The sequence below is a fragment of the Streptomyces bohaiensis genome, from assembly GCF_012033785.1.
GTDB lineage: Bacteria > Actinomycetota > Actinomycetes > Streptomycetales > Streptomycetaceae > Streptomyces > Streptomyces bohaiensis.
Genome location: NZ_JAAVJC010000175.1, coordinates 1 through 9,975, shown reverse-complemented (window position 1 = coordinate 9,975; position 9,975 = coordinate 1). Strand labels below are relative to the sequence as shown.

At 70.9% G+C, this 9,975-nt stretch carries 8 protein-coding genes; 5 read left to right on the top strand and 3 right to left on the bottom strand.

What is annotated here, in order from left to right; translation table 11 throughout:
* Positions 1-79 precede the first annotated feature (79 nt).
* The 3 genes from HCN52_RS17275 to HCN52_RS17265 form a co-directional block, all read right to left on the bottom strand.
* Complete coding sequence (locus tag HCN52_RS17275; protein ID WP_168089353.1) at positions 80-280, bottom strand: CstA-like transporter-associated (seleno)protein; 201 nt, start codon at positions 278-280, stop codon at positions 80-82.
* Positions 277-2,523, bottom strand: a complete 2,247-nt coding sequence (locus HCN52_RS17270) for a carbon starvation CstA family protein (RefSeq protein WP_168089352.1) — start codon at positions 2,521-2,523, stop codon at positions 277-279. The genes HCN52_RS17275 and HCN52_RS17270 overlap by 4 nt, the downstream gene beginning before the upstream one ends.
* A 429-nt stretch (positions 2,524-2,952) precedes the next feature.
* Positions 2,953-3,783, bottom strand: coding sequence for a GntR family transcriptional regulator (locus HCN52_RS17265; protein ID WP_168089351.1), 831 nt, complete (start codon positions 3,781-3,783; stop codon positions 2,953-2,955).
* 235 nt (positions 3,784-4,018) lie between these two features.
* Between HCN52_RS17265 and HCN52_RS17260 the strand changes: the two genes are divergently transcribed.
* From HCN52_RS17260 to HCN52_RS17240, 5 genes are all read left to right on the top strand, one after another.
* The gene (locus HCN52_RS17260; RefSeq protein ID WP_168089350.1) at positions 4,019-5,299 is read left to right on the top strand and encodes an extracellular solute-binding protein; all 1,281 of its coding nucleotides are present in this window, start codon (positions 4,019-4,021) and stop codon (positions 5,297-5,299) included.
* Positions 5,300-5,596: 297 nt separating this feature from the next.
* Positions 5,597-6,856 carry an extracellular solute-binding protein gene (locus HCN52_RS17255; RefSeq protein WP_312876742.1) on the top strand — a complete coding sequence of 420 codons (1,260 nt, stop codon included), beginning with the start codon at positions 5,597-5,599 and terminating at the stop codon, positions 6,854-6,856.
* Positions 6,857-6,959: 103 nt separating this feature from the next.
* The gene (locus tag HCN52_RS17250) at positions 6,960-7,910 is read left to right on the top strand and encodes a carbohydrate ABC transporter permease (RefSeq protein ID WP_168089349.1); all 951 of its coding nucleotides are present in this window, start codon (positions 6,960-6,962) and stop codon (positions 7,908-7,910) included.
* A gap of 146 nt (positions 7,911-8,056) precedes the next feature.
* Entirely contained in the window at positions 8,057-8,884 is an 828-nt protein-coding gene (locus tag HCN52_RS17245) for a carbohydrate ABC transporter permease (RefSeq protein ID WP_168089354.1), read from the top strand.
* Between the two features lie 7 nt (positions 8,885-8,891).
* A partial coding sequence (locus HCN52_RS17240) for a glycoside hydrolase family 3 protein (RefSeq protein WP_168089348.1) occupies positions 8,892-9,975 on the top strand: 1,084 nt, incomplete at its 3' end.

Below are 9,975 nucleotides of genomic sequence, written 5' to 3'. Positions count from 1 at the left end.
CGCGCGCTCTACCGTGACGCGACCGCCGCCGGGCCCCGTGCCGACCCGGCTCACCGGCCGGCGCCGGCGCGCCCGTCGGTCAGCAGCAGCGCGCGCCGCCGTTGGGCCGCGCCCCGCGCTCCTCGGCGCGACGGCGCTCGAACGCCCCGCGGTCGAGCACCTGTGCCCCCGGGTCCTGCTGCCGGGCGCGTTCGCAGTAGCGGCGGTAGGCGTTGTCGCCGGTGATCTCGCCGAGCAGCTCGCCGACGTACCACCGGACGCCGGCCAGGGCCTTCCTCATCGTGCGCTCCCCTCGTCCGCGTCGCGGTCGCGTCCGTGTGCTCCGGTGCCGCCGTCCGCGGGGTCCGGTGCGCCGCCCGGTGCGTCGCCGAACTCGCCGGGGACACCGCCGGTCGAGGGGAGGCCGGCCGCCGCCAGCTCCGCGCGCTCCGCCTTGGTGGCGAGTATGCCGTCGGGGGCGATGATGCGCGAGGTGACGTGCGGCGTCTCGTGGTTGACCACCCGGTCCGGGTGGCGCAACGCCTGGACGCACACCCGGGAGGCGTCCACGATGATGATGACGACCAGGATCGCGAAGACCGCCGAGATGACGCCGTTGACGGTCGCGTTGGTGACGACGGTCCGCATCTGGTCCTCGGTCTGGCCACCCAGGGACTCCCCGGCGGCGATCGCGTCACGGTAGAGCGCGCGCTGGGCGAAGAAGCCGATGTCCGGGTCGGCGGAGAAGACCTTCTGCCAACTGGCGACCAGCGTCACCAGCGTGACCCAGAACAGCGGCACCGCGGTGACCCACACGTACTTCACCCGGCCCGCCTTGATCATCAGCGTGGTGCAGATGGTCAGCGCGATGGCGGCCAGCAACTGGTTGGAGATGCCGAAGACCGGGAACAGCGAACGGATGCCGCCCAGCGGGTCGTTGACGCCGACCCACAGGAAGTAGCCCCACAGACCCGCCACGACACCGCTGGTGAGCAGGACGCCGGGCTTCCAGTGGTGGTCCCGGAAGCGCGGGTATGCCTTGCCGGCGACCTCCTGGAGCATGAAGCGGCCGATCCTGGTGCCGGAGTCGATCGTGGTGAGGATGAACAGGACCTCGAACATGATCGCGAAGTGATACCAGAAGGCCATCGCGGACTCGCCGCCGAGGAACTCGGCGAAGATGACCGCGACGCCCAGGGCGAAGGTCGGTGCGCCGCCGGTCTTCGACAGCAGGGAGTCCGCCTCCACCGACGCGGCCACGGCCTGCAGTTGCTCGGGGGTGATCACGTAGCCGAGGCCGCTGATCGTCTCCGCCGCGCTCTGGAAGGTGTCGCCGATGACCGAGGGCGGGGCGTTCATGGAGAGGTAGACGGCCGGATCCAGCACGCAGGCGGCGATGATGGCGAGCACCGCGACCGAGGACTCCATCAGCATGCCGCCGTAGCCGATCGGCCTCACCTGGGGTTCCTTCTGCACCATCTTCGGCGTCGTGCCCGAGGCCACCAGCGCGTGGAATCCGGAGAGCGCGCCGCAGGCGATGGTGATGAAGACGAAGGGGAACAGCGACCCCGCGAAGACCGGGCCGTCCCCGCGCGAGGCGAACTCGGTGACCGCGTCCATCTGCAGCGTCGGGTTGGCGATCAGCACACCCACGAAGAGCAGCCCGATCGTGCCGATCTTGAGGAAGGTCGACAGGTAGTCGCGCGGGGCGAGCAGCAGCCACACCGGCAGCACCGACGCGACGAAGCCGTAGGCGACCAGCCACCCCACCAGCGCCTGCGGGGAGAGGGTGAAGAACTCCGCCCAGGACGACTCGGCCACCCACCGGCCGGCCACGATCGAGAACAGCAGCAGCGCGATACCGATGGCGGTCACCTCGGCGACGCGCCCCGGCCGCAGGTACCGCAGGTACAGACCCATGAAGACCGCGACCGGCATCGTCATCGCGGTGGAGAACGTCCCCCAGGGGGACTCCGCCAACGCGTTGAGGACCACCAGGGCGAGCACGCCCAGCAGGATGATCAGGATCGCGAAGACGGCGACCAGTGCCGCGATGCCGCCGACCGGGCCGATCTCGTCGCGGATCATCGAGCCGAGGGACCTGCCGTCGCGCCGCGCGGAGAAGAACATGACGACCATGTCCTGGACCGCCCCGGCGAAGATGACGCCGGCGATGATCCAGATGGTGCCCGGCAGGTACCCCATCTGTGCCGCGAGCACCGGACCGACCAGCGGCCCCGCCCCGGAGATCGACGCGAAGTGGTGGCCGAGCAGCACCCGGCGGTCGGTGGGGTGGTAGTCCACCCCGTCGTTGAGACGCTCCGCGGGGGTGGCCCGGGTACGGTCCACCCGCAGCGCGCGGTAGGCGATGAACTTCGAGTAGAAGCGGTAGGCGATGGCGTAGGAGCCGAGCGCGGCGGCCACCAACCACGCCGCCGAGACCTCCTCACCCCGCGACAGGGCGAGCACGGACCAGGCGAGCGCGCTGACCAGCGCGACCGCGGTCCAGATCGCCACCGATGTGATGCGTACCTGTTGAAGCATGAGATTGACCCGTTCCCTGCCTGTCGCACTGACGGACGTGGGCGACTCCCGGCCGGGCCGTGCGGCGGGGGTGGCGGGGGTGCGCGGCTCGCCACCGCCCCGCGCCCGGTCCACCGGGGACGCTTCAGGGCGGAATCTAGGCCCGGGGCGGCGGCCGGGGCCATGGTCGGGACGCACTTCTGGAAATCCGCGCGATCCGTGCGCCGGGCGGGCGCCGAACGGTCCTCCCGTGCGCCGAACGGTCGGGGGACGGGGCCGGGTGGCCGGGGCGCGACGCCGCCGACCGCGATTCCCGGCCGTCCGCGAGCCGCGTCGACCGGGCGCTGGGACGCCGGAGCGGGCGCCGCGGGTGGCCGGATGGCGTCGGCGGCACCCGTCCGTGCCCGAGCCCGCCCCGGCCGGTGGGAAGCCGGCCGGGGCGGGGAGGGGTCAGCGCGGCGGGCGCTCCAGGTTGGCGACGAACTTGTACCGGTCGCCCCGGTAGACGGAGCGGACCCACTCCACCGGCTCCCCGTCGGAGTCGCGCGAGTGGCGCGACAGCATGAGCATCGGCAGGCCGACGTCCGTGCCCAGCAGCCCCGCCTCGCGGGGGGTGGCCAGCGAGGTCTCGATGGTCTCCTCGGCCAGTGCGAGATGCACGTCGTAGACCTCCGCCAGCGCCGCGTAGAGGGAGGTGTACCGCACCAGGCTGCGCCGCAGCGCGGGGAAGCGGGCCTGCGAGAGGTGGGTGGTCTCGATGGCCATCGGCTCGCCGCTGGCGAGCCGCAGCCGCTCGATGCGCAGCACCCGACCGCCCGCCGGGATGTCGAGCAGGGTGCCGAGCCGGTCGTCGGCGGTGATGTAGCCGATCTCCAGCAGTTGCGAGGTGGGCTCCAGCCCCTGCGCCCGCATGTCCTCGGTGTAGGAGGTCAGCTGCAGCGCCTGGGAGACCTTCGGCTTGGCGACGAAGGTGCCCTTGCCCTGCACGCGTTCCAGGCGCCCCTCGACGACCAGCTCCTGGAGCGCCTGCCGGACCGTGGTGCGGGAGGTGTCGAACTCCGCGGCGAGGGTCCGCTCCGGGGGCACCGGGGTGCCGGGCGGCATGGTTTCGGTCATCTGTTGCAGGTGCCGTTTGAGTCGGTAGTACTTTGGTACCCGCGCGGTCCTGGTGCGGTCGGCGGAGTCGGTGCCCGGTACGCTCGCGCCGAGCCTTCCCGCGGAGGCGTACGGCCCCCGGGCGCCCCCGGAGCCGCGTGTCCCGGGGTCCTTCTGTGCTGTCACCGGCTACCTCCGAAATTTCACGGCCCACATGGTGGCACGGCCCGGACCGGTGTCCCTGTCGGGTGCAGGTGTCGGTCCGATAACGGACACCTTCGGTGCGGGGTACGCCACTTGACTTCCCAAAGTGGTCTAGTCCACGCTTCAGGTCAACTGGTCTAAACCTCTTGACTACACCACTAAAGGCCGTCCCGTGACCAGGCGCAAGGGGTCCGGCCTTGCCCCCTAGGAGGGTTACGTGAAGCGCAAGCTGATTGCGGCCATAGGCGTCGCGGCGATGGCCGCATCGGTTGCCGCGTGCGGTACCGGCGACGACGGTGGCTCCTCCAACGGCGGCGGGGGCGGTTCCGACGACGCCATCACCGTCTGGCTGATGACCGGCTCCGCTCCCGACGCGTGGCTCGACGAGCTCAACGCGGCGTTCGAGGAGGAGCACGGCGTCGAGGTCAACGTCGAGATCCAGGAGTGGAACGGCATCCAGGAGCGGGTCACCACCGCCCTGTCGGAGGACGGCACGGTCGACGTGCTGGAGCTGGGGAACACCCAGACCCCCGCCTTCGCCGCCACCACCGGTCTGGCCGACCTCACCGACCTCAAGGGCGACCTTGGGTACGACGACTGGTTCCAGGGTCCGATCGCCACCGCCGAGCTCGACGGCCAGCTCTACGCCGCCCCGTGGTACACCGCCAACCGCGCGGTGATCTACGACAAGGACGTGTGGGAGGATGCCGGTGCCGAGGTCCCCACCACGCGTGAGGAGTTCGTCGAGGCCCTCCAGCTCATCGAGGACAACACCGACGCCGAGCCGATCTACCTCCCGGGCCAGAGCTACTACGTGCTCGGCGGCTTCCTGTGGGACGAGGGCGGCGACTTCGCCGTCGAGGACGGCGACGGCTGGGTCGGCGGGCTGAACACCCCCGAGGGTGAGGCCGCCATGGCCTACTACCAGGAGCTGCAGTCCTTCTCGGACTCGCCCACCGACAACGACGAGGCCAGCCCGCAGCAGGCCACCGAGGTCATCCCGCAGGGCGAGGTCGCCACCTGGATCGGGCTGCCCTGGGAGGCCGACGGTGCCATCGACGCGCTGACCGAGGCCGGTCGCGACGCCAACCTGGGCTACTTCCCGATCCCCGGCAAGACCGCCGACGCGCCCGGCAGTGTCTTCCTGGGCGGCTCCAACCTGGCTGTCGCCGAGCGCGGCGGCAACAAGGACATGGGTGTCGAGTGGCTCACGATGGCCACCTCCGCCGAGTGGATGACCAAGTTCGCCGAGGCCACCCCCATGCTCCCCAACCAGGAGGCCGCGCTGCCCGAGGCGGAGGAGGGCTCCTTCGTCGAGGTCATGGGCCAGGCTGCCGACTACGGCAACTTCCCCCCGCTGGTCACCGGGTGGGCGAACGTCGAGGTTCTGCCGAACCCGATCAAGGAAATGATGACCGCCGTTCTGAACGGTGAGGACCACGCGGACGCGGCCGAGACCGCCGACGCCGAGATCACGGACCGGATCAACCGCGACTGATCCGCTGCCGCCCGCGGCGCCCCGGTCCACCGGTGGCGCCGCGGGCCGGCGCCCGCGACCCCGCGGGCCCCACGACTCCCCGCCGCGACCGCGCCGCGCGAGCCCTCTGCGCTCCGCCCTCCGCGTTGCCGCAGGTGAAACGCCCGTGTCGTTCCCATAACGGAACCCGCGTCCCGTCGAGGACTCCCTTGACACTCCGATCAGAACTGCCCAGTCTTCCCCGTGTAGTGGTCTACACCACTTGGTACCGAGCAGGCTGCCCGCCACCCGCGGTGGACGGGTGGCCACCCTGGGAGGGTGACCGTGAAGCGCAAGCTGATGGCAGCCGCGACCGTGGCGGCGATGACCGCCTCCGTCGCGGCCTGTGGCACCGGCGGTGAGGGTTCCTCCGACACCCTCACCGTCTGGCTGATGACCGGTTCCGCGCCGGAGCCGTGGCTCGACGAACTCAACGCGGCGTTCGAGGAGGAGCACGGCGTCGAGGTCAACGTCGAGCTCCAGGAGTGGAACGGCATCCAGGAGCGGGTGACCACCGCCCTCTCCGAGGACGGCACGGTCGACGTGCTGGAGGTCGGCAACACCCAGACCCCGGCGTTCGCCGCCACCTCCGGCCTGGCCGACCTCACCGACCTCAAGGACCAGCTCGGCTACGACGCCTGGTACGAGAGCACGCTGGCCACCGCCGAGTTCGACGGCCGGCTCCACGCCGCCCCGTGGTACACCGCCAACCGCGCGGTGATCTACGACAAGGCGATGTGGGAGGAGGCCGGAGCCGAGGTCCCCACCACGCGGGACGAGTGGGTCGAGGCCCTCCAGCTCATCGAGGACAACACCGACTACGAGCCCATCTACATGCCGGGGCAGAACTTCTACGTCTTCGCCGGCTTCGTCTGGGACGAGGGCGGCGACTTCGCCGTCGAGGACGGCGACGGCTGGGTCGGGACGCTCGACAGCCCCGAGGTCGAGGCCGCCATGGAGTTCTACAGCCAGCTCCAGTCGTTCTCCGACTCGCCGACCGACAACGACGAGGCCACCCCCCAGCAGGCCACCGAGGTCATCCCGCAGAGCGAGGTCGCCACCTGGATCGGTCTGCCCTGGCAGGCCGAGGCCGCCCTCGACGCGCTGGCCGAGGAGGGCCGCGACGTCGACTACGGCTACTTCCCGATCCCCGGCAAGACCGCCGACACCCTCGGCAGCGTCTTCCTCGGCGGTTCCAACCTGGCCGTCGCGGAACGCGCCGGCAACAAGGACATGGCCGTCGAGTGGCTCACGATGGCCACCTCCGCCGAGTGGATGACCAAGTTCGCCGAGGCCACCCCGATGCTCCCCAACCAGGAGGCCGCGCTCGGGGAGACCGAGGAGGGCTCCTTCCTGGAGGTCATGGGCGAGACCGCCGCGTACGGCGAGTTCTTCCCCCTCGCCCCGGGCTGGGCCAACGTCGAGGTCGTGCCCAACCCGATCAAGGAAATGATGACCGCCGTCCTCGACGGCGAGGCCCACGAGAGCGCCGCCGGCACCGCCGACGCCGAACTCACCGAACGCATCAACCGCGACTGACCGCCGGCGACGGGTCGGCCGCGCCGACCGACCCGTCGCCCGCCCGCCGCCAGGCGGCCGGACCCGTCGCGGCCCCGAGCCAGACATCCCGAGGAAGACGCCGATGAGCGCCAAGACACCGGACGTGGTGGCAGCACCAGACCGCCAACGGGAACAGGGGCGGGCACTGACCCGGCTCCTGCCCTACCTTCTGATCGCGCCGGCGGTGATCGCGCTCGGCCTCGTCCTGGGCGGCACGCTCTTCCGCAACGTGCTGATCTCCCTCCAGGAGTTCGGCCGCCGCCAGCTGATCTCCCGCACCACCGAGTGGGCCGGCCTCGACAACTACGTCGAGGTGCTGACCAACGACCGGTTCTGGTCGACCCTGGTGCGGACCTTCGTCTTCATGGCCGCCAACGTCGTGCTGATCATGGTGATCGGCACCCTCTGCGGCCTGCTGCTGCTGCGGCTGGGCAAGCGGATGCGGCTGGTGCTGTCCATCTCGCTGGTGCTCGCCTGGGCCATGCCCATCATCCCGAGCACCACCGTCTTCCGGTGGATCTTCGACACCCAGTTCGGCCTGGTCAACTGGTTGATGCGCACCCTCGGCTTCTCCGGCTACGACCAGCACAACTGGTTCGACTCCGGGCTGTCCACCCTCACCATCGCCACGCTGCTGATCGTCTGGACCTCCGTCCCGTTCGTCGCCCTCAACCTCTACGCCGGGCTCACCACCGTCAGCGGCGAGATCTACGAGGCGGCCCGCATGGACGGCGCCAGCGCCTGGCGCATCTTCTGGTCGATCGTGCTGCCGATCATGAAGCCGTTCTTCCTGATCACCACGTTCCTGGAGATCATCTGGGTCTTCAAGGCGTTCGCCCAGATCTACGCCCTCAACGGCGGCGGACCCAACCGCGCCTCGGAGACCCTGCCCGTCATGGCCTACGTCGCGGGCATGGGCCAGCAGCAGTACGGCATCGCCGCGGCGATCTCGGTCGTGACGCTGCTGATCCTGGTCGTCGCGATGTCGTTCTATTTCCGCCTGATCCTCAAGCAGGAGAAGGAGCAGTCATGACCCCCGACAAGCTCACCGACCGGATCGGCGACGTCAACGTCGCGGGCCCCGGCGGCGCGCCCCCGGCCGGCGACCCCGTCCGCCAGACTGTCGCGGGGACCACCCGTTCCGGCCGGGGCGGCGGCGAGGCGGCGGCCGCCCGCGCGCTGCGGGCCAAGCGCTTCGGGCAGATCTGGCCCAACGTCGTGGCGCTCCTGCTCTCCGCCGTCTTCATCTTCCCCGTGTACTGGATGCTCGCCAGCTCCTTCAAGGAGCGCGGCGACATCCTCACCAAGGACCCGGTCTTCTTCTTCGTCCCCACCTTCGAGAACTACTCGCGGGCCATGGGCGTGGACCTGTTCTGGACCTACGTCGTCAACAGCCTCGTCGTCACCCTCGGCGCCGTCGCCCTCGCGCTGCTGGTGGCGCTCGCCGCCGGCTTCGCCATCGCCCGCATGCAGTTCCGCGGCCGCCGCGCCATGGTGCTGGTGGTGATGATGGCCCAGATGGCGCCGTGGGAGGTCCTCATCATCGTGATGTACCTCAACGCGCGCGACCTGGAGATGCTCAACAGCATCTTCACGCTGATGCTCATCTACTTCGTCATGGCGCTGCCGTTCACGATCTGGACGCTGCGCGGCTTCATCGCCGCGGTGCCGAAGGAGCTGGAGGAGGCGGCCATGATCGACGGCTGCACCCGCACCCAGGCGTTCTTCCGGGTGATCTTCCCGCTGCTCGCACCCGGGCTGATGGCCACCTCGATCTTCGGCTTCATCATGGCCTGGAACGAGTTCGCGATGGTGCTCGTCCTCAACAAGTCCCCGGAGGCGTCCACCCTTCCGCTGTGGCTGGCGTCCTTCCAGACCCAGTTCGGCAACGACTGGGGAGCCACGATGGCGGCGTCCACGCTCGTCACGCTCCCCGTGCTCATCCTGTTCCTGATCCTCCAGCGACGGGTCACCGGCGGCATGTCCGCCGGTGCCGTGAAGGGTTGATGCCCGCATGACCGCCGCGAGCCCCTCGGACAGCCTCTCCCGCGACGCGCTGACCGTCCTCCAGCCCGCCTTCGACGGCACCGACACCGCCCCGGCCTGGCTGCTGCGGCTGCTGGAGAACGGCATGTCCGGCGTCGGCCTCTTCGGCCGCAACGTCGTCTCCGCCGAGCAGCTCACCCGCCTCAACGGGCAGCTGCTGGCGGCCAACCCCCACGCTCTGGTCGCCGTGGACGAGGAGGGCGGTGACGTCACCCGGCTGGAGGTCGCCGACGGCTCCTCCTTCCCCGGCGCCCACGCCCTCGGCGCCGCCGACGACACCGGGCTCACCCGGGCGGTCGCCGGCGAGATGGGCCGTCGGCTCGCCGCCTGCGGCGTGACCGTCAACTGGGCACCCTCGGCCGACGTCAACAACAACCCGGACAACCCGGTCATCGGCACCCGCTCCTTCGGTGACGACCCCGACCTGGTCGCCCGCCACACCGTCGCCTTCGTCGAGGGAATGCAGGCCGCCGGCGTCGCCGCCTGCGTCAAGCACTTCCCCGGGCACGGCGACACCGACGTCGACTCCCACCTCGCGCTGCCACGCATCGGCGTCGACCTGGAGACCCTCCAGCGGCGCGAGCTGGTGCCCTTCCGTGCCGCGGTCGCCGCCGGCACCCGCTGCGTCATGAGCGCCCACCTGCTGCTGCCCGCGCTCGACCCCGACCTGCCGGGGACGCTCAGCCCCGCCGTCCTGCACGGCCTGCTGCGTGCCCCGGTCGCCGAGGGCGGCCTCGGCTTCGACGGCCTGATCTACACCGACGGCATGGAGATGGAGGCCGTCGCCGCCACCCACGGCATCGACGGCGGCAGCGTCATGGCCATCGCCGCGGGCGCCGACGCCATCTGCATCGGCGGCACCGCCTGGGACGAGGGCCAGGTCCTCGGCCTGCGGGACGCCCTCGTCCGCGCCGTGCGGGAGGGACGCCTCAGCGAGGAGCGGCTGCACGAGGCCGCCGAGCGCTGCCGCGAGCTGGGCCGCTGGACCGCCGCCGCCCGTGCCACCGGCGACCCGGCGCCCGCCGCCGACGCCGAGGCGATCGGCCTCGACG

Coding starts and splice junctions, on each gene's coding strand:
- HCN52_RS17250 (WP_168089349.1), top strand. CDS start 6,960: ATGAGCGCCAAGACACCGGACGTGGTGGCAGCACCAGACCGCCAACGG.
- HCN52_RS17270 (WP_168089352.1), bottom strand. CDS start 2,523: ATGCTTCAACAGGTACGCATCACATCGGTGGCGATCTGGACCGCGGTC.
- HCN52_RS17275 (WP_168089353.1), bottom strand. CDS start 280: ATGAGGAAGGCCCTGGCCGGCGTCCGGTGGTACGTCGGCGAGCTGCTC.